Source organism: Burkholderia pyrrocinia, assembly GCF_018417535.1.
Classification (GTDB): domain Bacteria; phylum Pseudomonadota; class Gammaproteobacteria; order Burkholderiales; family Burkholderiaceae; genus Burkholderia; species Burkholderia pyrrocinia_E.
This window is the reverse complement of the sequence record NZ_CP070978.1, coordinates 599078-625569: the sequence shown is the minus strand read 5'-3', so window position 1 is coordinate 625569 and position 26492 is coordinate 599078. Positions and strand designations below refer to the sequence as shown.

The 26492-nt window shown below is 68.2% G+C and carries 27 protein-coding genes and 1 pseudogene; 18 read left to right on the top strand and 10 right to left on the bottom strand.

The genetic code is table 11. From position 1 onward, the window contains the following. The first annotated feature begins 49 nt into the window (after nucleotides 1–49). From JYG32_RS20960 to JYG32_RS20945, 4 genes are all read left to right on the top strand, one after another. Nucleotides 50–448, top strand: coding sequence for a DUF488 domain-containing protein (locus JYG32_RS20960; protein ID WP_174379578.1), 399 nt, complete (start codon nucleotides 50–52; stop codon nucleotides 446–448). Between the two features lie 121 nt (nucleotides 449–569). Beyond that, nucleotides 570–860: a DUF1488 domain-containing protein gene (locus tag JYG32_RS20955; RefSeq protein WP_174379579.1), complete on the top strand. Its 291-nt coding sequence runs from the start codon at nucleotides 570–572 to the stop codon at nucleotides 858–860. 16 nt (nucleotides 861–876) lie between these two features. Further along, complete coding sequence (locus tag JYG32_RS20950) at nucleotides 877–1116, top strand: UDP-glucose 4-epimerase (protein WP_174379580.1); 240 nt, start codon at nucleotides 877–879, stop codon at nucleotides 1114–1116. A gap of 164 nt (nucleotides 1117–1280) precedes the next feature. Continuing rightward, a complete protein-coding gene (locus JYG32_RS20945; protein WP_213266812.1) occupies nucleotides 1281–1631 on the top strand; it encodes a metal ABC transporter ATPase in 351 nt (116 codons plus the stop codon). A gap of 64 nt (nucleotides 1632–1695) precedes the next feature. On the opposite strand, the gene JYG32_RS20940 is transcribed toward JYG32_RS20945, so the two are convergent. The 3 genes from JYG32_RS20940 to lhpI form a co-directional block, all read right to left on the bottom strand. Further along, on the bottom strand, nucleotides 1696–2475 hold the full coding sequence (locus JYG32_RS20940) for a helix-turn-helix domain-containing protein (RefSeq protein WP_174379582.1): 780 nt from the start codon (nucleotides 2473–2475) through the stop codon (nucleotides 1696–1698). A 16-nt stretch (nucleotides 2476–2491) separates the two neighbouring features. Then, nucleotides 2492–2896: a response regulator transcription factor gene (locus JYG32_RS20935; protein ID WP_213266811.1), complete on the bottom strand. Its 405-nt coding sequence runs from the start codon at nucleotides 2894–2896 to the stop codon at nucleotides 2492–2494. Nucleotides 2897–3075: 179 nt separating this feature from the next. After that, entirely contained in the window at nucleotides 3076–4011 is a 936-nt protein-coding gene (lhpI, locus tag JYG32_RS20930; RefSeq protein ID WP_213266810.1) for a bifunctional Delta(1)-pyrroline-2-carboxylate/Delta(1)-piperideine-2-carboxylate reductase, read from the bottom strand. A gap of 264 nt (nucleotides 4012–4275) precedes the next feature. Here lhpI and JYG32_RS20925 point away from each other — a divergent pair, with 264 nt between their 5' ends. The 6 genes and pseudogenes from JYG32_RS20925 to JYG32_RS20900 all read left to right on the top strand — a co-directional run bounded on the left by JYG32_RS20925 (nucleotide 4276) and on the right by JYG32_RS20900 (nucleotide 10850). Further along, nucleotides 4276–5013, top strand: a complete 738-nt coding sequence (locus JYG32_RS20925; protein WP_174379585.1) for a FadR/GntR family transcriptional regulator — start codon at nucleotides 4276–4278, stop codon at nucleotides 5011–5013. Nucleotides 5014–5134: 121 nt separating this feature from the next. After that, nucleotides 5135–6256 carry a branched-chain amino acid ABC transporter substrate-binding protein gene (locus JYG32_RS20920; RefSeq protein ID WP_174379586.1) on the top strand — a complete coding sequence of 374 codons (1122 nt, stop codon included), beginning with the start codon at nucleotides 5135–5137 and terminating at the stop codon, nucleotides 6254–6256. 74 nt (nucleotides 6257–6330) lie between these two features. Next, nucleotides 6331–7338: a trans-3-hydroxy-L-proline dehydratase gene (gene lhpH, locus JYG32_RS20915; RefSeq protein WP_213266809.1), complete on the top strand. Its 1008-nt coding sequence runs from the start codon at nucleotides 6331–6333 to the stop codon at nucleotides 7336–7338. A gap of 175 nt (nucleotides 7339–7513) precedes the next feature. Beyond that, nucleotides 7514–10105 (top strand): penicillin-binding protein 1A, encoded by a 2592-nt coding sequence (locus tag JYG32_RS20910; protein WP_213266808.1) that lies wholly within the window; start codon nucleotides 7514–7516, stop codon nucleotides 10103–10105. A gap of 80 nt (nucleotides 10106–10185) precedes the next feature. Next, a pseudogene (locus JYG32_RS20905) lies at nucleotides 10186–10287 on the top strand (PilZ domain-containing protein); the annotation flags it as partial. A 230-nt stretch (nucleotides 10288–10517) separates the two neighbouring features. Next, nucleotides 10518–10850, top strand: a complete 333-nt coding sequence (locus tag JYG32_RS20900) for a DUF4148 domain-containing protein (protein ID WP_213266807.1) — start codon at nucleotides 10518–10520, stop codon at nucleotides 10848–10850. Nucleotides 10851–10979: 129 nt separating this feature from the next. Here the strand turns inward: JYG32_RS20900 and JYG32_RS20895 are convergent, their stop codons facing one another. Genes JYG32_RS20895 through JYG32_RS20885 form a run of 3 tightly spaced genes read right to left on the bottom strand, consistent with a single transcriptional unit; the run spans nucleotide 10980 to nucleotide 13296 of the window. Beyond that, entirely contained in the window at nucleotides 10980–11873 is an 894-nt protein-coding gene (locus tag JYG32_RS20895; protein ID WP_213266806.1) for a DMT family transporter, read from the bottom strand. Nucleotides 11874–11881: 8 nt separating this feature from the next. Then, a complete protein-coding gene (locus JYG32_RS20890) occupies nucleotides 11882–12670 on the bottom strand; it encodes a DUF2182 domain-containing protein (protein WP_174379591.1) in 789 nt (262 codons plus the stop codon). A gap of 23 nt (nucleotides 12671–12693) precedes the next feature. Then, nucleotides 12694–13296, bottom strand: coding sequence for a DUF1326 domain-containing protein (locus JYG32_RS20885; protein ID WP_128842563.1), 603 nt, complete (start codon nucleotides 13294–13296; stop codon nucleotides 12694–12696). A gap of 341 nt (nucleotides 13297–13637) precedes the next feature. On the opposite strand from JYG32_RS20885, the gene JYG32_RS20880 reads away from it, so the two are divergent. Beyond that, entirely contained in the window at nucleotides 13638–14042 is a 405-nt protein-coding gene (locus JYG32_RS20880; protein ID WP_213266805.1) for a lysozyme inhibitor LprI family protein, read from the top strand. 72 nt (nucleotides 14043–14114) lie between these two features. On the opposite strand, the gene JYG32_RS20875 is transcribed toward JYG32_RS20880, so the two are convergent. After that, nucleotides 14115–14762: a response regulator gene (locus JYG32_RS20875; RefSeq protein WP_174379593.1), complete on the bottom strand. Its 648-nt coding sequence runs from the start codon at nucleotides 14760–14762 to the stop codon at nucleotides 14115–14117. Continuing rightward, entirely contained in the window at nucleotides 14759–16873 is a 2115-nt protein-coding gene (locus JYG32_RS20870; protein WP_213266804.1) for a PAS domain S-box protein, read from the bottom strand. The genes JYG32_RS20875 and JYG32_RS20870 overlap by 4 nt, the downstream gene beginning before the upstream one ends. 320 nt (nucleotides 16874–17193) lie before the next feature. Here JYG32_RS20870 and JYG32_RS20865 point away from each other — a divergent pair, with 320 nt between their 5' ends. The 5 genes from JYG32_RS20865 to JYG32_RS20845 all read left to right on the top strand — a co-directional run bounded on the left by JYG32_RS20865 (nucleotide 17194) and on the right by JYG32_RS20845 (nucleotide 22716). Next, nucleotides 17194–17664, top strand: a complete 471-nt coding sequence (locus JYG32_RS20865) for a universal stress protein (protein ID WP_174379595.1) — start codon at nucleotides 17194–17196, stop codon at nucleotides 17662–17664. A 365-nt stretch (nucleotides 17665–18029) separates the two neighbouring features. Next, nucleotides 18030–18536, top strand: coding sequence for a cupin domain-containing protein (locus JYG32_RS20860; RefSeq protein WP_213266803.1), 507 nt, complete (start codon nucleotides 18030–18032; stop codon nucleotides 18534–18536). Nucleotides 18537–18723: 187 nt separating this feature from the next. Further along, the gene (locus JYG32_RS20855; protein WP_174379597.1) at nucleotides 18724–19749 is read left to right on the top strand and encodes a DedA family protein/thiosulfate sulfurtransferase GlpE; all 1026 of its coding nucleotides are present in this window, start codon (nucleotides 18724–18726) and stop codon (nucleotides 19747–19749) included. A gap of 405 nt (nucleotides 19750–20154) precedes the next feature. After that, on the top strand, nucleotides 20155–21573 hold the full coding sequence (locus JYG32_RS20850; protein WP_213266802.1) for an amino acid permease: 1419 nt from the start codon (nucleotides 20155–20157) through the stop codon (nucleotides 21571–21573). A gap of 207 nt (nucleotides 21574–21780) precedes the next feature. Next, nucleotides 21781–22716 carry a universal stress protein gene (locus JYG32_RS20845; RefSeq protein ID WP_213266801.1) on the top strand — a complete coding sequence of 312 codons (936 nt, stop codon included), beginning with the start codon at nucleotides 21781–21783 and terminating at the stop codon, nucleotides 22714–22716. A 522-nt stretch (nucleotides 22717–23238) separates the two neighbouring features. Here the strand turns inward: JYG32_RS20845 and JYG32_RS20840 are convergent. Continuing rightward, nucleotides 23239–23673, bottom strand: a complete 435-nt coding sequence (locus JYG32_RS20840) for a hypothetical protein (protein ID WP_213266800.1) — start codon at nucleotides 23671–23673, stop codon at nucleotides 23239–23241. Between the two features lie 283 nt (nucleotides 23674–23956). Further along, complete coding sequence (locus JYG32_RS20835) at nucleotides 23957–24244, bottom strand: hypothetical protein (protein WP_213266799.1); 288 nt, start codon at nucleotides 24242–24244, stop codon at nucleotides 23957–23959. Between JYG32_RS20835 and JYG32_RS20830 the strand changes: the two genes are divergently transcribed. Beyond that, on the top strand, nucleotides 24237–24491 hold the full coding sequence (locus JYG32_RS20830; protein WP_213266798.1) for a DUF3562 domain-containing protein: 255 nt from the start codon (nucleotides 24237–24239) through the stop codon (nucleotides 24489–24491). The two genes, JYG32_RS20835 and JYG32_RS20830, sit on opposite strands and share 8 nt — an antisense overlap. Before the next feature lie 183 nt (nucleotides 24492–24674). Further along, nucleotides 24675–26474, top strand: a complete 1800-nt coding sequence (locus JYG32_RS20825) for a methyl-accepting chemotaxis protein (RefSeq protein WP_213266797.1) — start codon at nucleotides 24675–24677, stop codon at nucleotides 26472–26474. The last annotated feature ends 18 nt before the right edge of the window (nucleotides 26475–26492 follow it).

Genomic DNA, 26492 nt, shown 5'->3' with positions numbered 1-26492 from the left:
CAGGCTCGGCGGTACGATCACGGAATCGGACGCAAGACAGAGGAGCGACATGGGCATCCGGATCATCCAGCTCGGCACGCCGCGCGCGGCCGGCGAGGGCCTGCGGATCGGCACGGTGCGACGGCCGCCGCGCGGCGTGCCGAAGGCAGAATTCGCGTCGCGCAACTACTATGATGTATGGTTGCCGACGTTGTCGCCGAGCCCCGAACTCGTCGCGCAGGCGCAGGCGGCCGAAACGGACGCCGAATGGAACGCGTTCAAGCGCCACTTCCGCGCGGAGATGGCGCATGGCGATCCGGCGAAGGTGCTGGATCTGCTGGCCGCGCTGTCGGCGACCACCGCGTTCTCGATCGGCTGCTACTGCGACGACGAGCGCCGTTGCCACCGCAGCGTGCTGCGCGAACTGCTCGCGGAGCGCGGCGCGGCGATCGAGCCCGACGCGGGCTGATGCGGGCTGTTGCGGCGGCACGAACCCGCACCGCGATCGTGCGGTGCGGCGAACCGGTTGACGTGGGTCAAGTGCGTGGCCGCGCGCGCCACTATGCTCTCGTCATGGAGCCATCACGACAATGACAGGCGGACAGATGCAGATTGCCTTCCCGCCCGAGCCGGCCGAATATTGCGCGCGCGACCTGGTCGTCGCGTTTTCGGCGCTGGTCGACGGACGCTGCGTGCAGTGCGCGGTCACGGCCGAGGCACTGGAAGACCATTTCGGCGCGCCGTCGCTGCTCGAACGCGACCTGCTGGCCGCGTTCGACGCGCACCGGTCGGCGATCGAGGCAATGGCACGACGGATGCTCGAGGAAATCGGCGGCCGGCCGGTGCTGCTGCACAGCGGCCACTTCCGGCTCGGCGACTGACACCGCAGGAGGGCGCATGACACTGCTGGGCAACATTCACGAACGCGACTGGTCGGTCGAGGTCGAGACGCGCCCGTGCGAATCGGGCGAATTCCGTTGCCGCGTGTCGGTCGAGCACGGCGCCGGTGCCGCGCGCTTTCATCATACGTTCGAGCACAGCCACGCGTATCCGACCGAGCGCGAGGCGATGATCGAAGGGCTGCGGGCCGGCATGACGTGGATCGAGATGAAGACGTCGCAGGTCTTCAACGTATGAACGGTCCCGCGCGGATGGAGGCGCGGGCGGACCCTGTCGGCAGGCCGGCGATCGAAGCATTCGCGCCACGCCACGGGAAACGCGTGCCGCCGCCTTTCGGCGCGGGCGACGCATGCAAGGCGGTCGACGAGCGGGCGGCCCCGTCAGGAGTCAGGAGAAACGACATGGGCGTGGGCATGCAGATCGCCTGCCTCGGATTCACGGGTTCCGCCGCGATCGAAGCCGAAGCCGGCGCGCAACTGGTGCGGCTCGAACGGTTCCGCGCGCTGATCGGCGGCTGCCACCTCGCAATCGAATCGCGCGTGGCGGCCGACGGCGCGCGCACGTATGACGTATGGCTCGACCTCGTGTTGCACGACGCAGCGCTCAGGCCGCTACCGCCCTGCATCGGCGACGACGTGGACGACGCGCTGCGCCGCGCGTTCGGTCAGGCCGAACAGGCGCTGATCGCGTGGCAGGCTGGCGGTGAAAGGGCCATGCTGAGCGATGCAGCAACCGATGGCACGGCTCGGTGACGCATGACGCCCGACGCCGCGCCGACGATCCCGGTGCGTACTTCTGACCTGAATCAGGCCCGCATCAGACCCGTGCAAGCGCCTGTGCGTCGATGATGCGCACGCGCTTGCCGCGCGTTTCGACCAGCGCTTCGCGATGGAACCGCGAGAACATCCGGCTGACCGTTTCGAGCTTCATCCCGAGATAACAACCGATTTCCTCGCGTGTCATCCTCAGGTTGAATTCGGTCGCCGAATAGCCGCGCGCCTCGAAGCGCGACGACAGGTTCAGCAGGAAATGCGCGACGCGCTGCTCGGCCGACATCGTGCCGAGCAGCAGCATCTGGCTCGATTCGCGCACGATCTCGCTGCTCAGCATCTGGTAGAGGAAGTGCTGCATCGGCTTCATTTCGCGGCACGCCGCTTCGAGCGCGCCGAACGGGATGATGCACGCGACGCTGTCTTCCAGCGCGATGGCGTCGCAGCAGTGCTGGCCGCCGCCGATGCCGTCCATCCCGAGGGTTTCACCGGCAATCTGGAAGCCCGTCACGTGCTCGCGGCCGTCGCGATGCATCATCACCGTCTTGAACGAACCCGCGCGCACCGCATAGATGCTCTGGAACGGATCGTCGGTGCGGAACAGCGCGTCGCCCTGGCGAACGTGCCGGGTCGTGCAGATGATCGCGTCGAGACGGCCGTATTCGGCGGCCGACAGTTGCGGTGGCAGGCACATCGAGCGCATCGCGCAGGCCGAGCAGCGTGCGGCGGGATGTTTGGCGGCGTCGGCGCGCGTGACCGCACGAAGCGGAATCGCCGGGCGGGGCGCAATGGCTACGTCGGCGGCGCAGGCGGTAGCTGTGGACATGAGTCACTCCGGCTCGTCAGGGGCGGTGCACGCGAGCGTGCACCAGGGATTCGATGACACGGCACGCGGCGTCGAATTCGACGGTCTTGTCGAAGAAGTAGTCGGCTCCAGCCGTCGCGCATGCCTCTCTGAATGCCGGTGCCGAATGGTTCGTCAGCACGATCGTGACGATGCGCGGCGCGGTTTTCGACAGCATCCCGATCAGGTCGAGGCCGCTGCCGTCCACGAGCCGCAGGTCGACGATCACGACGTCCGCCCGGCTGCTGCGGATATGCGTCCAAGCGTCCTGTCCGTCTTCCGCTTCGCCCACGACGGCGACGCCGCGGATCGCGCCGACGAGCAGCGCGATCCGCTGCCGGACGGCAACGGCGTGATCGACGAGAAACACCCTTAGCGCGGCGGGTGACAGGCTGGCATTCATGCCGGCAGTATCGTGTTGCGCCGCCAAAAATGAAATCGGCCGAATTGGAAGTTGGTGTAGGCCGCTTCGACGCGTTGTAGGGCGTTTCCTACAACGCGTACGGGAAAGTGCCGGAGCATTCCGGATGTTGCGATGCCGCACCGGCGGCGCGCACGCGGCCGGCGGGCTTCGCTGCCGGGTCAGCCGGCGTGGCGCGCGTCCAGCGCATCGCGTGCGGTGCGGCACGCGGCGAGATCCCACGCGGCGCAGCCGACGCTCTTGAACAACAGCGGTCCGCCGCAGGCGAACGAGCCGCCCAGCACGTCGGCGAGCGACGCGACCTGCTGCCAGTCGACCTGCGCGACGATCAGGTCGCCGGCCTCGTGGCGCGCGCCGGCCGGATCGTCGACGACGAGCCGGCTGCCACGCACCGTGTTCGCGTCGATCTCGGCCGCATCCGCGGTGAATGCGCCGACGCCGACCACGAGCCGGCCTTCGCGTGCGGCTTCGCGGTAGACGGGCGTGCGGCTCGTCGTCAGCGTGACGACGACGTCGATCGCATCGGGAATCGCGTCGCCGTCGAGCGGTGCAAGCCGCGGCGCTTGCGCGCGGTGCGCGGCGCAGAAGGCGGCAGCGCTGTCGGCGCGGGTGCCGCGCACATGAAGGCGCGCATCGGGAAAGATCGCCGCGAGCGCTTCCGCGTGATTGGCTGCCTGCTTGCCGGTGCCGATCAGCAGGATGTCGCGCGGCGCGGTGCCATGCAGCGCGTCGATGCCGAGCGCGGTGATGGCTGCCGTGCGGCGGCCGGTGACCGTCGGGCCGTCGAGCGCGAAGCGCATCTCGCCCGTGGTCGCGTCATACGCGGTCACCTGGCCGAGGATCGTCGGCAGCCCGCGCGCGCCGTTGCCGGGGCACACGTTCACGAGCTTGTGGGTTGCGAGGTCGCGCGCGCTCGACGGCATCGACAGCATCACGCCGCCGGCCTGCAGCGGCACGACCAGGCGCTCGGGGCTGACGATCTCGCCCGCCGCGTACTCGGCGACGGCTTGCCTGAGCGTGGCGAGCAACGCCGGGTAGTCGAGCAGCGCGGCCGTGTCGGCCGCATCGAAAACGGGAATCCGGGAAAGGGCGGTCATCGTGTACGTCGCAGGCGTCGGTGAGCGTGGACGACGGGCGCATGACGCGCCCGCCAAGGGTCTGCCGGATGCCGTGACACAGGGCAGTGTGGATCGAATCTATACCACTTTCCCGCCCACCCGCAACCCGAAAAATCAAGCGTAGCGCCGATTTTGGTTCTAATATCGGTCCAGAAGGGTCGCCGTGGTCTCGATGCCTCCACCGCTCCGGTATAGTGCGAACCCATTCCAAGTCCACGCCCGCGACCGGGCAGGAGCCAAACGATGATGTCCGCGCGTCCCGAATCATTCGAAGGCAGTTTCAGGCCGCTGCAGATCTACGAGCAGGTCGCCGAGAAGATTCGCGACGAGATTCGCGCGGGGCGCTACGCGGCCGATTCGCGGCTGCCGTCCGAGCGCGAGCTCGCGGTGCTGTTCCAGGTCGGCCGGCCGGCCGTGCGCGAGGCGCTCGGCGCGCTGCAGAACGAAGGGCTCGTGTTCACGAAGCGCAATTCCGGCACCTATGTCGTCGCGTCGCCGCTCGACGTGCTCGCGGAACGCGGCGACCTGCGCGCGGCGTCCGAAGCCGACTTCAGCCCGACGTCGACGCTCGACGTGCGGCTGATCCTGGAACCCGCGATCGCGCGCCTCGCGGCCTCGCACGGCCGCACCGACCCGGGCGCCGAGCGCTATCTCGCGCAGATGGAAACCATCACCGACGTCGACGATCCGCACCAGCGCGCGCTGTGGAACGAGAGCGACCGGCTGTTCCACCGGCAACTCGCGCTGATGACCGGCGACCCGCTGATCGTGAAGATCGCGGACGAGGTCGCGAAGACGATGGACCAGCCGCTATGGAAACGGCTGAAGGACGACGGTATCTACGACGCGGGCCGGATCCGGCTCTACGTGTCCGAACACCGGCTGATCTACGAGGCGATCGTGTCCGGCGACGCCGATGCGGCCGCGTTCTATGTCGAGCAGCACATCCGCCGCGTGCGGCGCGACATCGCGCCGAAGTGATACGCGCGCCGTCGCTCTGGTCTTAAATATGACCAGAATCGCGAAAATCATTTTGAAATTGCTTGCGATGTGACCACGCGTGTCCTACATTGGTTTCACACAAAACCAATCAGGAGACATCATGCGACACCTCGTTACCGCGCTCTCGGTGGCCGTTGCCGCCGGCGCGCTGACTTCCGCGCACGCGCAGGAAGTCGTGATGATCGGCCATTCGGCGCCGCTGACGGGCCCGCAGGCCGCGAACGGCAAGGACAATGAAAACGGCGCGCGCCTCGCCATCGACGAACTCAACAAGGCCGGCGTGAAGGTGGCCGGCAAGACCGTCACCTTCAAGCTGATTTCAGACGACGACCAGGCCGACCCGAAGGCCGGCGTGCAGGTCGCGCAGAACCTCGTCGACAAGGGCGTCGTCGCGGTGCTCGGGCCGTACAACTCGGGCGTCGCGATCCCGGCGTCGCGCGTGTACTCGAATGCCGGCGTGCCGATCCTGCCGGTTGCATCGAATCCGGCGCTCACGCGGCAGGGCTTCAAGAACATCTTCCGGATCGGCGCGAGCGACGAGCAGCTCGGCGGCACGATGGCCACGTTCGCCGCGAAGACGCTGAACGCGAAAACCGCGGCCGTCGTCGACGATCGCACCGCGTACGGGCAGGGCGTCGCCGAGCAGTTCATGAACGTCGCGAAGGCGAACGGGATCAAGATCGTCGACCAGGAATACACGAGTTCGTCGGCCACCGATTTCTTCGGCATTCTCACCAAGATCAAGGCCGGCAACCCCGACGTGATCTTCTTCGGCGGCTATGCGGCGCAGGGCGCGCCGATGGCCAAGCAGATGAAGCAGCGCGGGCTGCGCGCGAAGCTGCTCGGCGGCGACGGCATCTGCTCGGCCGACATGGGCAAGGTGGCGGGCGAAGCGGCATCGATCGTCTACTGCGCGCAGGGCGGCGTCGCGCTCGAGAAGACGCCGGCCGGGCGCGAATTCCTGAAGAAGTACCACGACACCTATCACACGGAGACGCAGGTCTACGGCGTCAACTACTACGACGGCGCGAAGCTGCTCGCCGACGCGATGGTCAAGGCCGGCACGACCACCGACAAGGCGAAGCTGATCGCGCAACTCGCGAAATCGAACTATGCGGGCGTCGCGGGCACCTATTCGTTCGACGCGAACGGCGACCTGAAGGGCGCGCCGACGTCCGTCTACGTGATCCGCAACGGCCTGCCCGAGCCGTACGCGAAGTAACCGGCCTGACCGGCCAGCCTGCCACCGGACGGCGGCCTGGCCGCCGTCCTTCGTTTCAACGCATTCGATCCGACATGAAAATTTCCCGATCCCTTTCCACCGTCGAAGTCCATACGGGCGGCGAAGCGTTCCGCATCGTCACGAGCGGGCTGCCGCGCCTGCCGGGCGACACGATCGTCCAGCGCCGCGCGTGGCTCAAGGAGAACGCCGACGAGATCCGCCGCGCGCTGATGTTCGAACCGCGCGGCCACGCCGACATGTACGGCGGCTACCTGACCGAACCCGTGTCGCCGAATGCCGATTTCGGCGTGATCTTCGTGCACAACGAAGGCTATAGCGACCATTGCGGACACGGCGTGATCGCGCTGTCGACCGCGGCGGTCGAACTTGGCTGGGTGCAGCGCACGGTACCCGAAACGCGGGTCGGCATCGACGCGCCGTGCGGTTTCATCGAGGCCTTCGTCAAGTGGGACGGCGAGCATGCGGGGCCCGTGCGCTTCGTCAACGTACCGTCGTTCATCTGGCGGCGCGACGTGTCGGTCGACACGCCGTCGTTCGGCACCGTGACCGGCGACATCGCGTATGGCGGCGCGTTCTACTTCTACGTCGACGGCGCGCCGTTCGACCTGCCGGTGCGCGAGGCGGCGGTGGAAAAACTGATTCGCTTCGGCGCGGAAGTGAAGTCCGCCGCGAACGCGAAGTACCCGGTCGTGCATCCGGAGATTCCGGAAATCAACCATATCTACGGCACGATCATCGCGAACGTGCCGCGCCATCCGGGCTCGACGCAGGCGAACTGCTGCGTGTTCGCGGATCGCGAGGTCGACCGCTCGCCGACCGGCTCCGGCACCGGCGGGCGCGTCGCGCAGTTGTACCAGCGCGGACTGCTCGCGGCCGGCGACACGCTCGTCAACGAATCGATCGTCGGCACGATCTTCAAGGGGCGCGTGCTGCGCGAGACGACGGTCGGCGACATCCCGGCCGTGATCCCGGAAGTGGAAGGCAGCGCGCATATCTGCGGTTTCGCGAACTGGATCGTCGACGAGCGCGATCCGCTGACCTACGGTTTTCTCGTGCGCTGAGCATCGGCGCCGATCGGCCGCCGTCGCGCGGCTACCCGGTTGTTGTACCAGGCCTGGCGCGTCGCTTCCGTTACGGGGGCACGCGCCTTTTTTGCGTGTGCATGTTCGCGACACCGCGCGGTGCGCGACGGTGCAAAGCCGCCATGGGCCGGCGGGCCGCGCGAGTTTTGGTACGATGCACCCTTTTCAGCCGAGCCCCACCCGCGTGAATCGCCGAAACGTGCCGTCAGTGCGTGACTTCTGTGCCAGATGGGTCGCGCGCGCCCAACCCGTCGCGGCTGCCGCCGTCGCGAGGGTCAAGCCTCTCGCCGCCGCCGCGTGGCACCATCTCCGTCACCCGACGCGCCGCGGCGTGCTGCTCACGGCCGCCGCCGTGCCGTCGCTGTTCGTGCTGTACGCGATCGTGCTGATCCCGTTCACGCCGGGCATCGGCGACATCCGCAAGGCGCGCGTCGACCAGCCCGCGCAGGTGCTGTCCGCCGATGGCAAGCTGCTGGCCGAATTCAAGCCGTCGAACCGCGAGTGGGTGCCGCTCAAGCAGATCTCGCCGCACATGGTCGACGCGCTGATCGCGACCGAGGACCATCGCTTCTACGAGCATCACGGCCTCGACTGGAAGCGCACCGCGTCGGCCGCGCTCCATACGTTCTCGGGCAGCCGCCAGGGCGGCTCGACGATCACGCAGCAGCTCGCGCGCAACCTGTATCCGGACGAGATCGGCCGCGCGCCGACGCTCACGCGCAAGGTGAAGGAGGCGATTACCGCGCTGAAGATCGAGGCCGTCTACAGCAAGGACCAGATCCTCGAGACCTACCTGAACACGGTGCCGTTCCTGTACAACGCGTACGGCGTCGAGATGGCCGCGCGCACCTATTTCGACAAGTCGGCCGACGAGCTCGACGTGCTCGACAGCGCGACGCTCGTCGGGATGCTGAAGGGCAACAGCTACTACAACCCGGTGCTGAATCCCGAGCGCGCGCTGCAGCGGCGCAACACGGTACTCGGCCAGATGGTGAAATACGGCAAGCTGTCGGCGGCGCAGTTCGCGCAGTTGCAGCGCCGGCCGCTGCGCATCGACTTCGAGCGCCAGAAGGAGCCGCCGGGGCCGGCGCCGCATTTCGCGCAGCAGTTGCGCAAATGGCTGATCGCGTGGGCCGACCGCAACGACTACAACATCTACTCCGACGGGTTGATCGTGCGCACGACGATCGACGCGCGGCTGCAGCAGATGGCGACGCAGGCGCTCACGCTGCAGGGCAATCAGTTGCAGGGCATTGCGAACAACGCGTGGAGCGGCCGCGACGGCTGCGGCACCGACAACGAGGTGTTCCGCACCTTCATGCGCGAGTCGCCCGAGTACAAGGCCGCGCAGGACGCCGGCAAGAACGACGCGGCCGCAATGAAGACGCTCGCGGCCGACCGCGGCTTCATGCGCGCGCTGTGCAAGGCGAAGACCGACGTGCAGGCCGGCTTTCTCGCGATCGATCCGCGCGACGGGCAGATCCGCGCATGGGTCGGCAGCCGCGACTTTACCAACGAGCCGTTCGATCACGTCGCGCAGGCGCGGCGCCAGCCGGGCTCGACGTTCAAGCCGTTCGTCTATGGCGCCGCGTTCTCGAGCGGGATGAAGCCGGACGACACGTTCATCGACCAGCCGGTCGAGATCCCGCTGAAGGGCGGCGAGATCTGGCGGCCGAACGACGACGTGCCGCCTACCGGCAAACCGATGACGCTGCGCGATGCGGTCGCGCTGTCGCGCAACCGGATCACCGCGCAGGTGATGGAGAAGGTCGGGCCTGCGGCCGTCGCACGGCTCGCGCGCGACATGGGCGTGCGCGAAAGCCCGCTCGAACGCGTGCCGTCGCTCGCGCTCGGCACGAGCCCGGTCACGCTGAAGGAGATGGTCGCGTCGTACGCGACGATCGCGAACGGCGGGCTGTACGTCGAACCGCAGATGGTGACGCGCATCGAGAACCGCCAGGGCGACGTGCTCGCCGAATACGCGCCGGCGCCGCCCGAGCGCGCGCTCGACGCCGAAACCGACAAGACGCTGCTCGACGTGATGCGCGATGTCGTGACGCGCGGCACGGGCGGCAGCATCCGCACGCGCTTCGGGATCCGGGGCGACGCGGCCGGCAAGACGGGCACGACGCAGGACAACGCGGACGGCTGGTTCATCCTGATGCAGCCGGGCCTTGTCGCCGGTGCGTGGGTCGGTTTCGACGACGGCCGCGTGACGCTGCGCAGCGATTACTGGGGGCAGGGCGCGCACAGCGCGCTGCCGATCGTCGGCGATTTCTTCCAGCGCGCGCAGCGTGCCCGGATCGTCGACGCGAAGGCGAAATTCGATACCGAGCCGTCGCCCGGCTGGTTCGCGTCGCTGCGCGAGCGTGCGACGGACCTGTTCGACACGTGGTTCAGGCCCGAGCCGAAGAAGGCGCCCGCACCCGTCAGGACGCAGCGGGTGGAGCGTCAGCCCGAGGCCGACCAGGGCGCGGCATCGGCCGCGTCGGCTGCATCGGCGCCTGAAGCGGCGTCCGGCGGTATCGTCGAGGAATGGGTGCCGGCATCCGAAGTGGCCGCATCGGCCGCGGCGCTGTCGGCGGGCGCATCGCAACCGCAGCCCGCGCAGCCGCCTGCGGTGGGTGCAAGTCCGACGAGCGGAGGCAGCGCGGGCATCGGTGCCGCGCCGAGCGCCGCACCTTCCGCCACGCCGGCCCAACCGCCCGCGCCGGTCGCACCCGACGCGACAGGTGCCTCGCAGTAACGAAGCCGTCCGGATTTCGCGCGAAGCTGCCGTAATACGTTGTCACGACAGCTCGCGCGGTCGCTCCGCGCGCCTCTCCGATGCGGCTTCCAACCGACTACGTCGCGCTCTCGCGCGACGATCTCTCCGCCGGCGTCCCGCTCGGCTTCGATCTCTACGATGCCGACGGCGCCGCGCTGCTGCACTGACGCACTGGCAGCGCGCGCCGGATACCGTATCGCAGCATTCGACGCATGAATGCCGACAATCGTCTGATGAATTTGGTTATTCCCGCGCGATTGTACTTTTTCCGTCAACAGTGAATTTGCGATTTAAGTATTTACCCTGATAGTCGCGCCTCCTAGACTTCTACTCATGCGCAACGACCCCGAGTCCGAAGCGCCTGACAAAACAATCCTGGAGGTAACGCATCATGAAATCGCTGATCAAGGCAGTTGCACTGGCCGCTCTCGTCGCCGCACCGGTCGTCTCGTTCGCCCAATCGAACCAGCAGCCGCTGACGCGCGCGCAAGTGCGCGCCGAACTGGTCCAGCTCGAAAAGGCCGGCTACAACCCGAACGACTGGATGAACTACCCGGAAAACATCCAGGCCGCACAGGCAAAGATCGCCGCCGCGCAGAACACCGGCGCGCAAGCCGACGCAACGGGCTACGGCGCGAATGCGGCCGCGACGTCGCAGTCGGGTCAGCGCGTGGTCGTGCCGGCCGCCGCCGATCGTACTTCGGTGTACTTCGGCGGCCAGTAAGCCGGCCGGCGCCCGCGATGGCGCCCGGTTTGCCGATTCCCGCGAAACCCGTGCACGGCATCCGTGTACGGGTTTTTCGTTTCTGTGTGCACGAAAGAGCCGGGGCGAGCGCGGTGCGCCTGCCCGGCGTCACGGCGCGGTGCCAGCGTGGCGGGCACGGGTCGCGAGCACGACCGCGACGCCACCGAGGATGGCGGCCGATGCGAGCGCGAGCCGCCAGGTCGGCTGTTCCGACAGGAACAGCACGGCGCCGCAGGCGGCGATCGGCGGCACGGACAACTGGATTGCCGCGGCGCGCATGGCCGTGAGGTGCCGCAGCGCGGCATACCAGACGACATAGCCGAGGCCCGATGTGAGCGCACCGGAAAGCACGGCCAGCACGACGCCGGCCGGCGTCACGTGCATGCGGGCGGCGAGCGCGGCGCTCAACGCGAGCGCCAGCGGTGCGGCACGCAGGAAGTTGCCGGCGGTCGCCGCGACCGGATCGGCAGGCTTGCGGCCGCGTATCGAATAGATGCCCCATGCGACGCCGGCGGCCGTCATCAGCGCGGCGCCATGTGGCGTCGGCGCCGCGAGCCCCGGCGACACGAGATACAGCAGCCCGCCGAGCGCGACGCCGAACCCGGCCCAGCCGGCCGGGGCGAACCGTTCGCCGGCGCGCCAACCTGCCGCGAACATCGTCAGTTGCACCGCGCCGAACAGGATCAGCGCGCCGGTTGCGGCACTGACGGTCAGGTACGCGAACGAAAAGCACGCGACATAGGCGAACAGCATCGCCGCCGCGGGCCAGTCCGCGGGCGGGGCGGGCCGTCGCGCCCCCGCGCGCGCAACGATCGCGAGCATCAGCGCGCCCGACACGAGTCGCACGCTGCCGAAGCTGGCCGCGTCGATCCGCCCGGCCTGCAGCGCGAGCCGGCACAGCAGCGAATTCGACGCGAATGCGAGCATCGCGACGGACGTCAGCGCGACGACCCGTACGCCCGGCCGCACGTGCAGCGCGAATGCGGAGGCGGGCGGGCGCATCGTCGGCCTCACGCGTGGTTCGCGATGATCAGCACCGCCACGCCGAACAGCCCGGCGCCGAGCGGCGCCGTGAGCTGTCGCCCCCACGCCGCATTCTTTTCGATGGCCATCAGTGCGGCGAGCGACAGCATCCAGCCGAGACTGCCGGCGCCGACGACGAACATCAGCAGCATCAGCGCCCAGCAGCACCCGACGCAGAAGAGCCCGTGGCTTGCGCCCAGCGCAAACGCGTTCCGCAACGGCGTGCGGCCGCGCCAGCGGCTGATTACGAAACCGAACGGGGTGCGGCAACGGTCCAGACAGTGTTCCTTCAGCCCGCTGAACTGAAATGCGCCGGCGAGCGCGAACACGGCCGCGCCGATCAGCCAGCCGCGCCACGCGAGTGCCGGCACATGCGCGACGCCCGTCAGCACCAGTGCATGCAGGCCGTGCGCGACGAGGCCGAATCCGCTCCACGCGACGACGTAGCCGACGCCGACGAGCGCGAGCAGGCGCGTCTGGTCCGGGCGGTTCGCGACGACGCGCGCGAACGCATCGAACAGCGACAGCGTCGTCGGCAGCATCATCGCAAGGATCATCAGCGTCCAGGCGGCCACGTCGAGCACGGCCGGCAGCCATAGCGCGCCGCCCGGCAGCGCGCGGCAAAGTGCGCTGAACGGTTCGGAGGCGGCGCCGTCGCCATGCTCGAGATAACGCCCGTACGGACTGCGCGTCCACGCCCACAACGTGACCCACGCGAATGCAACGAGGCTCGCGAGCACAAGCGGAAACAGGCGCCGGTGCAGCGACGTTGCCATGGCTGGTTCCGTGCGAACGCGATTCACGCGTCGAACAGGAACGTGCTCTGCAACGCGTTGTGATTCTTCAGATCGACGTCGATGCCGATCGCCGCATTCTTGGACCGATAGACGGGTGCCTTGCCGACGAACACGGGCGCGCCGGGCACGGTCGAGAACACGGTGTCGGTCAGTGTCGTCTGCGCGCCGCTCGGGCCCAGGTACGGCTCGAGTTCCGCGTGATAGTCGGTGCCGATCGACAGCGTGCCGCGCGCGCCGACAACGTCGAACGTGATCGGTGCGCGCTCGATCGACACGACCTTGCCGATCAGTTTCGCGAGTTCGGCGATCGGGCCGCCGGCCTGTCCCGTGTAGACCTTGAGCAGCGCCTGCTCCTGCGCATCTGACGCCGTGTCGCTGACGTAGATCGCGGCCGTCCAGTTGCCTTGCAGGATATTGCCCGGTACACGGCACACCGCGGCGATCGTGTTGCCGCCGACGTCGACGCCGTCGACCGTGCCTTTGTCGACATGCCAGGCGACGATGGTGTCGCACACGCCGAAATCCGGATCCTCGCCGATCCAGCACGGGCACAGTACGCGACAGTTGCAGACCTCGAGCAGACGGCCTTCCAGGTGATAGCTCATGATTTCCTCCAGGGAGCGACGGCGATTGCGCGTGGCGCAGGGCAGAGGAAACCGGCTGACGAAACGTCACACCCGCTCGGCGGTACGAACGCGAATGCGCTGAAGAATGCGCGGAAGCGGAGACGGGATGGATGCGATAGCGCGGGCCTGAAGCGGCGTATCGATTTTCCAGTGTAGGCGCGCGCGGACGATATGCAAGCCGGCGCGCGAGCAGGATGCCGGCTGACAAGCGCACGCTCGTGCGCTAGCATCGCGGACGGTGTCGCCGCGCGCCGAGGCGCGGCAGGGGCGTCAGGCTCCGCACCGGCTTCCACGACTTCAACGAACAACAAGGAGCATCCATGCGTGTCTTGACCGGCCTGCTGTGCTCGCTGGCGCTGGCGGCGAACGTCGCTCATGCGCAGGCGAATTGTACGGACGCAACGGATCAGGCGACGATGACGGCATGTGCCGATCGCGCGTACAAGAAATCCGACGGGGAACTGAACCGGACCTACCAGGCCGTCACCGCGCGCCTGCGCGATGCACGGCCGCTTGCCGACAAACTCGTGAGTGCGCAGCGCGCGTGGATCGCGTACCGCGATGCCGAGTGCAGTTTCTCCAGCGCGAATGCCGAGGGCGGCAGTGTGTACCCGATGGTCGTATCGACCTGCCTCGACGATCTGACGAAAGCGCGTAGTGAAACGCTGAAGGGCTATCTGTCCTGCGAGGAAGGCGATCTCGCGTGCCCGGTGCCCGCCAGGTAAGTCGCGCACCGTTTAACCGGCCGCACGCCGCGCGGCCGGCAAAGCCCGCCATCCGCGGCTAGACGTCGTCCGTTACACGTCGTCCGTTTCGTCGAGCAGCTTGTGCCGCATCGCGTAACGCACCAGCGCCGCTTCGTGCGGCATCTGCATCTTTTCCAGGATCCGCGTCTTGTAGGTGCTGACCGTCTTCGCGCTCACGCACAGCGCGTGCGCGATCTCGGTCAGCGTCTGGCCGGCGGCGATCCGCCGGAACACGTCGAATTCGCGGTCGGACAGCCGCTGGTGCGGCAGCGTCTCGGCCGGCTCGTTCAGGCTTTGCGCGAACTGTTCGGCCATCGCGAGGCTCACGTAGACGCCGCCCGACGCTACCTTCGTGACCGCGCCGACCAGTTCTGCGCTCGCGCTTTCCTTCGTCAGATAGCCCGACGCGCCGGCACGGAATGCGCGCACCGCGTATTGCTGCTCCGCGTGCATCGTCAGCACGAGCACGCGCAGCGCGGGCTTCTCGTCCTTGATCTGCTTGATCAGTTCGACGCCGTTGCGGCCCGGCATCGACAGGTCGAGCACGAGCACCTGCGCGGGCGTCGAGCGCACGAGCGCGATCGTCGACGGGCCGTCGCAGGCTTCGCCGGCTACCTCGAACCCGGTGGCGTTCTGGAGGATGTGCCGCAGACCGTCGCGCACGAGCGTATGGTCGTCGGCGATGAGCACCTTGATCATGTGATGAGAGTTTCCTGTTGAACGGTAGCGAGCGGAAGCGCGACGGTAATCGAGAAACCGCGCGCGAGCGCGGTGTCGATCGTCACGGTACCACCGAGCATGTGTGCGCGTTCGCGAATGCCGATCAGGCCGAACGATTTGTCCTCGTGAGCCGGACCGCCGGGCGCCGCGCCGCGGCCGTTGTCCGCGACGCGCAGCACGCAAAAGCCATCCTCGACATCGAGCTGCAACGCGACGCGCGTCGCATCCGCGTGACGCGCGACGTTCGTCAGCGCTTCCTGGACGATGCGGAACAGCGTGGTCGCGCCCGCGCTGGTGAACGTGAGGCCGCCCGTTTCGATGCGTCGCTCGACATCGATCCCGTAGCGGTTCGTGAAGTCGTTCGCGAGCCACTCGATCGCGGGCACGAGACCGAGATCGTCGAGCATCACGGGGCGCAGGTCGGCCGCGATGCGTCGTACCGATGCGACCGTCGCATCGATCAGCCGCCGCATGCCCTGCAGGTGCGACAGCATGCCCTCGTCGGGCTGCGCGCGACCGGGCAGGCGCAACTGCTGCTCGACGACCGACAGGTCCATCTTCAGCGCGGTGAGCTGCTGGCCGAGGTCGTCGTGCAATTCGCGCGCGATGCGCGTCTTTTCCTCTTCGCGCACGTTCTGCAGGTTCGCCGACAGTTCGCGCAATTCCTCGCGTGACTGCTTCAGCGCATTCTCGGCGCGCAGCCGCTCGGTGATGTCGCGCAGCATGACGGTATAGAGCTTGCCCGACGCATCGCGGATCTGCGAGATCGACGCTTCGATCGGGAATTCCTCGCCGTTGGCACGCAGCCCGAACAGCACGCGCTGGCGCCCCATCTGCCGCTCCGACACCCCTGTCACGCCGAACTGGTCGACGTGCTTCGCGTGCGCGGCGCGGAACCGTTCGGGGATGAAGCGCGACAGCGGCGCGCCGATCGCCTCCATCGCGGATACGCCGAACACCTGCTCGGCCATCGGATTGAAGATCACGACCGTCTGCTTCTCGTCGATCGTGATGATCGCTTCCATCGACGAACGGATAATGCCCATCATCCGCGCCTCGTTGAGGATGCCGCGGCTGCTCGCGCCGGAATCGGCCGTGATGCCGGACCGGCCGCGCATCAGCGCATGGACGAGCGCCGCGAACGCGATCGACGCGATCACCCCCGCGGCGAGCACGGTGCCAGCCGCGCGCTGCGCGCCGGTTGCGCTCGGGCGGCCGTCCGCGGAATAGGCAAGCGTCAGCACGGTGCCGCCGAAATTCAGCACGTCGGTGCGCCGCATCAGGTCGGGCGACGCCAATGCCTCGTCGGTCGTCGTTTCGACGCTGACGATCGCGCGCGGATCGCCGCCGGCCGTCATCCACAGGTCGATCCCGCGTTCCGCGTCGAGCGCGCGCTCGACCAGGCGCCGCGGGCTCAGCGCCGCGAACAGCATCCCGTCGGCGCCGGCTTCGAGCGTGCCGGACGGCGTGGCGGCCGCATGCGGCGAGGTGGTCACGGGCAGGAACAGCGTGAGGGTGCGCGTGTCGCGGGACGTGTCGTCGTCGGCCGAATGGACGCCGAGCGCGATGTCGCCGGACTGCAGCGCGCGTGCCAGCGGCGCCGCGTCGGACGCGCCGAAGCGTACGACGGACGAACTCGATGCGGGTGCGCTGAGCGCCGCGGCCGCGAACGCACCGGCCGGCATCGGTCTCGCGCCGGCGAGGGCGCTGCGCGTCGCGGGCGGCAGCGGTGCATAACCGATCTGCCGGACCGGCGAGCGGCCGCTGTCGAGATCGAGCGTCTCCGCATACCGGCGCCATTGCTCGGGCGTCATTTCCGGGACGAGGCTGAACACGCCGCGCGCGCCTTCGAGCACGGCGACACCGGACTGCAACTCGTGGCGCAGCATCGCGGTCACGTGCGTCGCGCGGCGTTCGAAGCGCGTATGGACGGCGCTTTGCCACTGCTCGCGCACCAGCAGTGCGACGCCGAGCGACAGCACCGCGCCGGCGCACAGCGCAACGACGCCAGCCGCGAGCGGCTGGCGTAACATAATCTGGAGGTGCGTGGGCCCTCGGGCATCACGCGTCGGGGTTCCACTGGCGGTCATTCGATGGCCATTCTGTTGTCGGGGCCGCCCGCGGCACACGGGCAGCGCGGCAAAACCAGGCAAAACTCGCACTGGCTGCGTGCAACGTCTATTTTCAAGATGAAATTGTGCGCGTTTTACACGTTTTATGTAATAGGGTCACTTGAAATTGCGGCAAACGGCGCGGAGCAGCGGACGTGCCGGCCGCGCTTGACGCGCGTCAACAGGCGCGTCGGCACGTGGAGCAGACTGTTCGGCAGGCAAGCCGGCACCGGGCCGGCTTGCGGTAACGGGCCGCTGTCGCGCAATGCGCGGCGCGTGTCCGGTCGGAGGGACGGACCATGTACAAGCGGATTTTCGTCGGGCTCGACGGCAGCCCGAATGCGCGTCTCGCGCTGAACGAGGCGATCCGGATCGCGGCGGCGTCCGGCGGCGAGGTCACCTGCGCGTATGTCGTCGAGCATCGGCCGCAGCTCGTCGACGTCGACGCAGGCTTCGCGGCCGAGCGCGACGACGATGCGGCCGCCACCGCTGCCGCGACGCCGGTGCTCGACGACGCGAAAGCGGTGCTCGCGCAGCAACAGGTGCCCGGCACCGTGCGCGCGCTCGATGCGTACGGCGAAGACATCGCGACGGTACTGATGCGCACGGCGGCCGAAGCCGACGCCGACCTGATCGTGATGGGGACGAGCGGGCGGCACGGCCTGCGCCGGCTGCTGCTCGGCAGCGTCGCGGAATCGCTGCTGCGGGCGGCCGACCGGCCGGTGCTGCTGGTGCGGCACAACGAGCCGGGGGCGCCGGCGGCCGCGTGATGCACGCGGTGCCGCGCTGACGCTTGAGCGGTTGCGGTTGGGCACGAGACTGCCGCGCGCCTTTGCCGGATGTCTGCCCGATGGAACGTACGGCGCACGGATCGGCGCGGCGCGCGTGAGTTCGTCTGTCGCTTCCGTTGCTTCGTCCGGACGAGGGTGCCCGGGATGCGCCCGCATGTCCGTCATTGCACGCGCGCGGTTGCATCCCGACACGCAGTTCTGGCAGCATCGGCCGTGTTCGCTTCCTCGCCGCGCGCATGGCTGCGGCGATCGACGCAGCGGTATCCGGCGGCACCCGGTCGCATCCGCGATGAACCGGGTCCTACGCCGGATGCCGGTTTCCTACCTTACCGACGTCATCCGCCATGCCGATTTCCGCCACCGACCTGATCCGCCAGTTCGACCTGCAGCCGCATCCCGAAGGCGGTTATTTCCGCGAAACCTACCGCGCGACCGATTCGGTCGTTCGGCCGGCCGACGGCGCGCCGCGCGCCGCATCGACCGCGATCTACTACCTGCTGTGCGACGGCGCCTATTCGTCGTGGCACCGGATTCGCTCCGACGAGGTCTGGCATTTCTACACGGGCGATCCGCTCGAGGTGTGGGTGCTCGACGAGCGCGACGGGCTGACGATCCACCGGCTCGGCAACCCGCTCACGCATCCGGGCACCGTGTTCCAGACGGTCGTGCCGGCCGGGCGCTGGTTCGGCGCGCGCTGCGCGTCGCCGGAGCACGTCGCGCTCGTCGGCTGCACGGTTGCGCCGGGCTTCGAGTTCGCGGAATTCGAACTGGCCGACGCGGCCATGCTGACTGCCGCGTTTCCCGACTACGCGGAACACGTCGCAAGGCTCGCGCCACGCCCGGACGCATGATTGCCACAGCGGTGCAACCGTCGCCCGGAAGCCCGCGCCGATGGCGTGTGTTCCGCGCGATCCCGGCCAAACCCGTTTAGAATGCCTGGGATGCAAAAGGTCTGCTGCGGACGTGCCGCGGCGGCCGCTGCACTGCCGTACCGACGGCCCCCGTCGCGCGGCCCGCATGTCTTCCAGGAGCGCCGCCGTGTGGCACTTTCCCGTTGCAATTCCATCGTCGCTCGGCCCGTGGGCCGTGTTCGCGAGCGTGTTGATCACGCAGCTCGGCGTGCCGGTGCCGGCCGTGCCGATGCTGATTCTCGGCGGTACGATGGCGGCGATGGGGCAGGCGTCCTGGGCAAGCATGTTCGCGGCGGCGATCGGTGCGACGATGCTCGCCGATTCGCTGTGGTTCTTCATGGGTCGCACGCGCGGCCGGCGCCTGCTGAACGGCCTCGTGCGCTTCTCGCTGTCGCTCGACACGACGCTGCGCTTCGCGCGTAACGTATTCGAAAGATACGGCGCGCCGCTGCTCGTGCTGTCCAAATTCCTGCCGGGCCTCGGCCTCGTGTCGGCGCCGCTGCTCGGCACGACCGCGATCGGCGTCGGCGTGTTCCTGTTCTGGGATCTGGCCGGCGCGTCGCTGTGGGCCGCGTTCTGGCTCGTCGGCGGCGCGGCCATTCACGACCAGATCGTCCAGTTCGTGCTGTGGGTGCGCGCAAGCGGCGGCACGATACTCGACGCGTTCCTCGCGATCTTCATCACGTTCCTGCTGTACCGCTGGGTGCGCCGCGTGCAGTTCCGCCGCTATCTCGCGCAGGTGCGCATCTCGCCGCCGCAACTCGTCGAGATGATGACGTCGGACGAACCGCCGCTGATCTTCGACGCGCGGCCGCGCGCGATCCGCGAACGCGAGCCGTACCGGATCGCCGGCGCGGTGCCGGTCGATCTCGATTCGCCGGACCTGCTCGACCCGGAAATGCTGAAACGGCCGATCGTCGTCTATTGCGTGTGCCCGAACGAGGCGACCGCGAAACGCATCATCGCGAAGATGCAGCGCAAGAAGATGATCCACAACATCCGCGCGCTGAAGGGCGGCCTCGATGCGTGGGAGAAGCATGGTTTCCCGGTCGAGCCGCTGCCGGCCGATCTCGATGCGTCGCGCTATTTCGTGCGTCCCGAACACGGTGCGCTCGAGGGCGAATATACGGTGCGCGCGACGCTGTCCAAATAAATGCGTGCGCGGCGTCGCGCGCATTCGAATTCCGCCGCCGGTTTCACGCATCGCGATTTTACGAAAATCGGCTGGCATGAAACCTCTGATCATTCATATAATCCCGCCTGCCTATTGCGTGCGCGTGATCGCGCACATTCGACGCGCGTTCGTTCGCGCCGAAAGCGATTGATCCCGTTGTCGCTCGTCACGCGCGCAGCCGCGTCGCACGGGCCGCACGGGCGTATTCCGTGAAAGGCCCGATCCGTTTTCCGGATTGTTCCGGAACCCACGGATAATCCGCGGCGATTCCAATCGGAGTGACGCGGTATTCGTGTCGTTTCTCATTCGGAAAACGACGGCGGAGATTATTTCGTTTTCGGCTGCCAAGATCGGCATGAACGTCCGCGCATTGACATCGACACAATGCGGCGGCCCGCACGCGGCTGCCAGGAGACGGACTTGAAACAACCAGAAGACCAGTTGCATCGCGGGCTGGAAGAACGGCACATCAACCTGATGGCGCTCGGCGCGACGATCGGCGTCGGCCTGTTCCTTGGCTCGGCCACCGCGATCCGCACGGCCGGCCCGGCCATCCTGCTGACCTACCTGCTGGGCGGCATCGCGATCTTCCTGATCATGCGCGCCCTCGGCGAGATGGCGATCACCAATCCGGTTGCCGGCGCGTTCAGCCGTTACGCGCGCGACTACCTCGGCCCGCTCGCCGGTTACCTGACCGGCTGGACCTACTGGTTCGTGTGGATCGTCACCTGCATGGCGGAAATCACGGCGGTCGGCGTCTACATGCACATGTGGTTCCCCGGCGTGCCGAACTGGATCTGGGCGCTCGCGGCGCTCACGGCGATGGGCTCGGTGAACTTCATCGCGGTCAAGCTGTACGGCGAATTCGAGTTCTGGTTCGCGCTGATCAAGATCGTCACGATCGTGCTGATGATCATCGGCGGCGGGCTGATGATCGCGTTCGGCATCGGCAACGGCGGTGTCGCGACCGGCATCTCGAACCTGTGGGCGCACGGCGGCTTCATGCCGAACGGCATCGGCGGCGTGATCGGCGCGCTGCCGATCGTGATGTTCGCGTATCTCGGCGTGGAGATGCTGGGCCTCACGGCCGGCGAGGCGCGCAACCCGGAGAAGTCGCTGACGAAGGCCGTGAACTCGGTGTTCTGGCGCGTGCTGATTTTCTACATCGGCGCGTTGTTCGTGATCATGTCGCTGTATCCGTGGGACCAGATCGGCACGCAGGGCAGCCCGTTCGTGATGACGTTCTCGCGGCTCGGCATTCCGGCCGCCGCCGGCATCATCAACTTCGTCGTGCTGACCGCGGCGCTGTCGTCGTGCAACAGCGGCCTGTTCAGCACCGCGCGGATGCTCTACAACCTCGCGCAGCAGGGCCAGGCGCCGGCCAGCCTCGGCCGCGTGAACCGCAACGGCGTGCCGGTGTACGGCGTGATCGTGTCGGTCGCGCTGCTGCTGATCGGCGTGCTGCTCAACTATCTCGCGCCGCAGCACGTGTTCACGTGGCTCACGTCGGTGTCGACGTTCGGTGCGATCTGGACGTGGTGCGTGATCCTGATCGCGCAGATGCGCTTTCGCCGCACGCTGTCGGCCGACAGGATTGCGCGCCTGCCGATCCGCGTACCGTTCCATCCGCTCGGTTCGTTCGTCGCGCTCGGGTTTCTCGCGCTGGTCGTCGTGCTGATGGCGTTCACGCCCGACACGCGCGTCGCGCTCGTGATCGGGCCGGTATGGATCGTGCTGCTCGGCATCGCGTATGCGCTGTTCTACGCGAACCGTCCGGCGGCATCGGTGCCGACGAAGTCGTAAGCGGTACGGGCAGGGCTGCGCGATCGTTGATCGCGATCATGCGCGCGCGGGCCGGACGTCCTATGCTGAACCCATTGCTTGTCCGCGCTTCGCGTGGCTACCCGCCGATCCCTGCGACCGCGGCGGCTGTCCGGCCGCCGCGCGCCGCTTCCGCGCGAAGCTCCCGACGTCGTTCCGCGACGACGTGCCCGCACGGAGGCCTTCGCCATGCAGCCTGCCCAGTCCATCCCGCCACTTGCCCGGATCGTGCTGGCCGTCGATCCGACGCCCGAATCGCTGTCAGCCGCGCGCTACGCGCGCACGCTGCTGCGTCCCGGCATGCGATTGCGCATCGTCTGCGCAATCGACAACCCGCGCCTCGTCCTGCCCGACATCCCGCGTATCGACGCGCTGCTGACGTCCGCGCGCGAGGAGATGATGGGCGAGGCGCAAGCCATCAACGCGCGGATCGCGGCGCTGTTCGCCGACAGCGGTATCGACGTCGAGCAGGCCATCGTCGATACGTCGGTCACCGGCGGCTCGGTCGCGGATGCACTGGTGACCGACACGTCGGAATGGCGCGCGGACGTGCTCATGGTCGGCGCGAATCCGCATCACGGGCTGCTGCGGCTCGTCGAAGGCGCGATCTCGGACACGCTGACGGCACGCGCGCGTTGTGCGCTGCTGATCGTGCCGGCCGCTTATGCACGTCCGTCGGACGGCACGCTGCAGCGGCTGATGTTCGCGGTCGACGGCAGCGAACCGTCGCTGCACGCGGTGCGCGTCGGGCTCGGCTTCGCGGCGCCGACGACGCTGCTGTATGCGGCATACGTGATCGATCGCGCGATTCGCCTGACGGATTTCGTGCCGGTGCGCGCGCTCGAGGATGCGTACCGCGCGGAGGGCGAGGATGCGCTCGCGAAGATCGGCCCGCTGTTCCATGCGACCGGCAACCCGACCAAGCGCGGTGTTGTCGAAACGCGCCCGACCAGCGACGACGTGGCGCATGCGCTGATGCGCGACGCCGTGCACTGGCGTGCGGAACTGCTGGTGGTCGGCACGCATGGCCGGCGCGGCATTGCTGCCTGGTTGATCGGCAGCGTCGCGCGCCGCGTTGCGCACCTGGCGGAAGTGCCTGTTTTGCTCGTGCGTGGTGCGGAGTGAGCGGTGCGGTGTCGTGTACGAATCGGGTAGGAGTTGACCTGCATCAGAAACGGCATGCGCATCGCGTGGGACACTCGCGGAACATCCGGCGACGCGGTCGGTCTGTCGTGCATGCGCGATGACAAGCGCGCATGACCGCGAGCATCGATCGACGGCGCATTCGCTGCCGTTACATCATTTTCAGGAGCCGCGCCACGCGTTGCATGGCGCGTCGTCCGACCGGGAACTCTCTGGCACGAGGGTAGGCAGCCGACGGCTGCCTTGGAGGACGGGCGGGGTGCGAGTCACCCCGTCCGCTTTCCGCGTTGCTGGCCCCGTTGGATTGCTATTCCCCGCAGGAATCGCCGTGAATGCTGCCGTGTGGAACGGCGCGTGACGGCCAGTGATCGCGCCAATGCGGATCAGTGTTGGTCGCGGCATGCGCGGCAACGCAGTACATGCGCGGCACGCTGCAGCCCCTGCAGAAGTTTCTGTCGCGCGCAGCCGATGCACGGCCCCGCGCCGTGCCGGCCGCGTGCGCGTTCAGAGGGTGCGAAGAATCGACCGCAAGTCGTGCCGGCGGCCGGCGCCGCGGCGTACACGCGGACGTTGGCGTCCGACATGCAGCGGCCCGCGCGCGGCGGATGTGCGACTGCGCAGCCGGTTCGCATGCGGCCAGCCGGGGCGTGCCTTGCGACGCGGCTCCGAAACGGCCGGCGCGTCGGGGGCGGCCCGCGCGCAGAGCGCGGTGGCGAACCGTTGCAGCGCGAGGACCGACCCCGAGACGCTCTGGTACTTTTCGCGGCCGATCTGCCCGTCGAGCGTGACGAGCAGCCCGGCGTCGCGTGCGAGCGCGAGCAAGGTGTCGAGATCGTCGGACGGACGGTTGCCGGCCGACACGGTTCGGGCGGGCAGGGCGCGCGCGTTGCCCGCTGCGCGCCGCTGGCCGTCCCGGCCCGGGAAGTTGCGATGTGTCATGGTTGGCCTCCTGCACCAGACCCCGCATACCGGCTCGACGGCCGGCTGGGCGATGACCCGGCATGAACGTCTTGTTCATGCCATCAGTATCGGGTGCCGATAACGCGCTGCCAATCGGCGCGCGCTGAAGTCGCTGTCAGGCATTGCGCGTGCGTATCGGAATCCGCTGACACGCACGGCGGACGATCGGCGGGGTCGGTGGGTTCTCGGTGGGTTCGGCGTGTTCGTTCCGACGAATGATCGGGGTGCCACAGGCGTCGCTTGACGCATGATTTCGGCCGGTCTAAGGTCCCCAGTGCATCGGCATCGCGCGGCCTTCCATCGGCCGCCCATCGTCGGTGCCGCGCGCCGGGGTGGCGTGGCAGGGCTTCCAGTCTCGTTCGCGGGCAGTTTGCGCCGCGAACCAGGCGCGGCCGGTCCGGGGACGGATCGGCACGGCGGCACGCAACGTGTCGTTGATCGCGCGCAAACACACGCCGGCGCATCGCACGCCGCGCGGCCGTCCAGTCTTTAAACTTCCAGTACCGTCATCTTTTCGTTCCTCGACCGTCAGGAGTTCGTCGATGTCCAAGGACAATTTGCTCGATTCACTCAAGGAAGCCGCCGAACAGCGTGCGATCGGCGCGGATCAGTTGCGCGCGATGCTCGACGACGAAGTGCGCGTGCTGTCGTCCGGCGCGCGCGTGCACGACTACATCCACGTGTTCGCGATCCGGCACCTGCGCGAGCGGATGCGCCAGCAGGACGATCTCGACAGCGACACGCGGGCCGGTGCGTCGCCCGCGGAATCCGATTCGCGCCCGAGCCATCGTCTATGACGAGCGATCGCCGTGGCTGACGCCGCGGCGTCGAGCGACCCGTCGCCGCGCCCAACCGACGGCGACGTCTTTCGTCATATTTCTCACTGATTTGTCACAACGGCCTCAAGTAAGCGGCGCGATTGCCGTTTACCCGGTGAATTCGTCCACCGGGCGTTCGCGCTCCCTTACCGAGTCGTTGCCATGTTCTCGTCCATCCGCGCCCGCATCCTTGCCGCGTGCGTCGCCATCGTCGTATTCGCGCTCGTCGCCACGACGCTGATCAACTACTTCATCGCACGCTCGTACAACGACGACGCGATCGACCGCAACCTGACCTCCGTCGCGAGCGGCCACGTGGTCGGGATCGCCGACTGGGTCGCCACCCGGAGCCGGATGATCGCGTCGCTGCAGGATGCCGCGCTGGCGCCCGATCCGCTCCCGGTGTTCAAGCAGATGGCCGTGGCCGGCGGCTTCACGAACGTCTATGCAGGCTACGCCGACAAGGCGTTCCGCTTCTCCGACCCGACCGGCATCCCGCCCGACTACGATCCGACCGGCCGCCCGTGGTACAAGCAGGCCGCGCAGGCCGGCAAGCCGGTCGTCACGCCGCCTTACGTCGATGCCGGCACCGGTAACCTCGTCGTCACGTTCGCGGTGCCGATCCTGCGCGACGGCGCGCTGAAGGGCGTCGTCGCCGCGGACGTCGCGATGGACAGCGTGATCGCGAACGTGAAGTCGATTCGCCCGACGCCCGCGAGCTTCGGGATGTTGATCGACAGCAGCGGCCACGTCGTCGCGCACCCGGACCCGAAGCTCACGCTGAAGCCGGTCGCCGACGTGTCGCCCGAGCTCGGCGCGATGAGCGCCGCATCGGTCGCGGCCGCGAACACGCCCGTCGAGGTCGGTGTCGGCGGCGATGCGAAGCTGGTGCGCGCGCGGCCCGTGCCGGGCACCGACTGGTACGCGCTGGTGCTGCTCGACAAGACCGAGGCGACGGCCGGGATGCGCTCGTTGCTGACCGCATCGCTGATCACGCTGGTCGTGATCGTCGGCGTCGCGTCGCTGATCATCGGTGCGATCACCGCGACCGCGTTCCGCCGCCTGTCGCAGGTACGCCAGGCGATGGCCGCGATCGGCTCGGGCTCGGGCGACCTGACGCAGCGCCTGCCGGCCGACGGCCGCGACGAAGTCGCCGACATCGCGCGCTCGTTCAACAGCTTCGTCGACAAGCTGAACGACGTGATGCGGCAGATCCGCGACGCGAGCGAATCGGTGCGCACGGCCGCGAACGAAATCGCGGCGGGCAACCAGGACCTGTCGTCGCGCACCGAATCGGCGGCGGCCAGCCTCGAGGAAACGGCCGCGTCGATGGAAGAGATCACCGCGACCCTCGGCCAGTCGGCAGCGGCCGCAGGCCAGGCCGACGAACGCGCGGCGGCCGCGTCGCGGATCGCGTCGCACGGCGGCGTGGTCGTGTCGGACGTCGTCGCGACGATGGAGAAGATCGAGGAAGCGTCGGGCCGGATCGGCGACATCATCGGCGTGATCGACGGGATCGCATTCCAGACCAACATCCTTGCGCTGAACGCGGCCGTCGAAGCGGCCCGCGCGGGCGAGCAGGGCCGCGGCTTCGCGGTCGTCGCGCAGGAAGTGCGCAGCCTCGCGCAACGCAGCGCGCAGGCCGCGCGCGAAGTGAAGGTGCTGGTCGAATCGACGGTCGCGAGCGTGTCGGCCGGGTCCGGGCAGGTGCGCCAGGCCGGCGACACGATGCGCGAGATCGTGTCCAACGTATCGAACGTGACGACGATCATCTCCGAGATCACGCACGCGGCGAACGAGCAGACGCGCGGCATCCAGGAAGTGAATCGCGCGGTCACGCAGCTCGACGAAATGGTGCAGCAGAACGCGGCGCTCGTCGAACAGTCGACCGCCGCCGCAACCGCGCTGCAGTCGCAGGCGAACGCGCTGGCAACCACGGTCGGGCAGTTCAAGGTCGCGTGACGCGGCCCGCGGGAGGCG

Coding starts and splice junctions, on each gene's coding strand:
- JYG32_RS20940 (WP_174379582.1), bottom strand. CDS start 2,475: ATGTCCACAGCTACCGCCTGCGCCGCCGACGTAGCCATTGCGCCCCGC.
- lhpH (WP_213266809.1), top strand. CDS start 6,331: ATGAAAATTTCCCGATCCCTTTCCACCGTCGAAGTCCATACGGGCGGC.
- JYG32_RS20950 (WP_174379580.1), top strand. CDS start 877: ATGACACTGCTGGGCAACATTCACGAACGCGACTGGTCGGTCGAGGTC.
- JYG32_RS20840 (WP_213266800.1), bottom strand. CDS start 23,673: ATGACACATCGCAACTTCCCGGGCCGGGACGGCCAGCGGCGCGCAGCG.
- JYG32_RS20830 (WP_213266798.1), top strand. CDS start 24,237: ATGTCCAAGGACAATTTGCTCGATTCACTCAAGGAAGCCGCCGAACAG.
- JYG32_RS20860 (WP_213266803.1), top strand. CDS start 18,030: ATGCCGATTTCCGCCACCGACCTGATCCGCCAGTTCGACCTGCAGCCG.
- JYG32_RS20825 (WP_213266797.1), top strand. CDS start 24,675: ATGTTCTCGTCCATCCGCGCCCGCATCCTTGCCGCGTGCGTCGCCATC.
- JYG32_RS20890 (WP_174379591.1), bottom strand. CDS start 12,670: ATGGCAACGTCGCTGCACCGGCGCCTGTTTCCGCTTGTGCTCGCGAGC.
- JYG32_RS20900 (WP_213266807.1), top strand. CDS start 10,518: ATGAAATCGCTGATCAAGGCAGTTGCACTGGCCGCTCTCGTCGCCGCA.
- JYG32_RS20920 (WP_174379586.1), top strand. CDS start 5,135: ATGCGACACCTCGTTACCGCGCTCTCGGTGGCCGTTGCCGCCGGCGCG.
- lhpI (WP_213266810.1), bottom strand. CDS start 4,011: ATGACCGCCCTTTCCCGGATTCCCGTTTTCGATGCGGCCGACACGGCC.
- JYG32_RS20870 (WP_213266804.1), bottom strand. CDS start 16,873: ATGACCGCCAGTGGAACCCCGACGCGTGATGCCCGAGGGCCCACGCAC.
- JYG32_RS20885 (WP_128842563.1), bottom strand. CDS start 13,296: ATGAGCTATCACCTGGAAGGCCGTCTGCTCGAGGTCTGCAACTGTCGC.
- JYG32_RS20845 (WP_213266801.1), top strand. CDS start 21,781: ATGCAGCCTGCCCAGTCCATCCCGCCACTTGCCCGGATCGTGCTGGCC.
- JYG32_RS20960 (WP_174379578.1), top strand. CDS start 50: ATGGGCATCCGGATCATCCAGCTCGGCACGCCGCGCGCGGCCGGCGAG.
- JYG32_RS20925 (WP_174379585.1), top strand. CDS start 4,276: ATGATGTCCGCGCGTCCCGAATCATTCGAAGGCAGTTTCAGGCCGCTG.
- JYG32_RS20895 (WP_213266806.1), bottom strand. CDS start 11,873: ATGCGCCCGCCCGCCTCCGCATTCGCGCTGCACGTGCGGCCGGGCGTA.
- JYG32_RS20935 (WP_213266811.1), bottom strand. CDS start 2,896: ATGAATGCCAGCCTGTCACCCGCCGCGCTAAGGGTGTTTCTCGTCGAT.
- JYG32_RS20880 (WP_213266805.1), top strand. CDS start 13,638: ATGCGTGTCTTGACCGGCCTGCTGTGCTCGCTGGCGCTGGCGGCGAAC.
- JYG32_RS20865 (WP_174379595.1), top strand. CDS start 17,194: ATGTACAAGCGGATTTTCGTCGGGCTCGACGGCAGCCCGAATGCGCGT.
- JYG32_RS20955 (WP_174379579.1), top strand. CDS start 570: ATGACAGGCGGACAGATGCAGATTGCCTTCCCGCCCGAGCCGGCCGAA.
- JYG32_RS20875 (WP_174379593.1), bottom strand. CDS start 14,762: ATGATCAAGGTGCTCATCGCCGACGACCATACGCTCGTGCGCGACGGT.
- JYG32_RS20910 (WP_213266808.1), top strand. CDS start 7,514: ATGCACCCTTTTCAGCCGAGCCCCACCCGCGTGAATCGCCGAAACGTG.
- JYG32_RS20945 (WP_213266812.1), top strand. CDS start 1,281: ATGGGCGTGGGCATGCAGATCGCCTGCCTCGGATTCACGGGTTCCGCC.
- JYG32_RS20850 (WP_213266802.1), top strand. CDS start 20,155: ATGCGGCGGCCCGCACGCGGCTGCCAGGAGACGGACTTGAAACAACCA.